The 510-nt window shown below is 53.3% G+C and carries 1 pseudogene; it reads right to left on the bottom strand.

Annotation, left to right across the window (positions count from 1 at the left end):
* A pseudogene (locus tag OU793_RS24910) lies at positions 1-412 on the bottom strand (conjugal transfer protein TrbE); the annotation flags it as partial.
* Positions 413-510: the final 98 nt, after the last annotated feature.

Genomic DNA, 510 nt, shown 5'->3' with positions numbered 1-510 from the left:
TCCCCGCCCCTGTTGGACCAAAGATTAAGGTATGCCCCACATCGTCTACATGCAGGTTGAGCCGAAACGGTGTGTTCCCTGTGGCGGTGCACATCATCATCGGTGGGGAAGCTACTGGATAAAATGGACAAGGGCAGTACGCCTCTCCGGTCCAAATGCTGGCAATGGGCAGCAGATGGCACAGATTCAACGTGCTCAGCAGTGGGCGGCGAATGTTGTATAACGAGTCGCTGGGCAAAGTGCCGAGTAACGCCTCGGTGGCGTTGAGGCTTTCTACGCGGCACGTCAAGCCTAGGGTGTTATTGAGTACGCTGACGACAAACTCAGTGACTTCTTGCAACACTTCTCTATCAACATGACGCAGCACAAACGTTGAGGTGTACTGACCATAGTTAAGACGCCCCGCGGACACTTCGTTTTGGGCCGCTTGGTATTGGGTGACCATCTCCAGCGCGTCTTCATCCACTTTTGGGTCTGGATTTTTTAACAGCTTGTCGCGAAATGAGGTGA

This window comes from Vibrio sp. VP6 (assembly GCF_028823755.1).
In the GTDB taxonomy this organism is placed as follows: Bacteria; Pseudomonadota; Gammaproteobacteria; order Enterobacterales; family Vibrionaceae; genus Vibrio; species Vibrio parahaemolyticus.
Note: the sequence above shows the minus strand (reverse complement) of the source record. Positions and strands in the feature narration are given on the sequence as shown.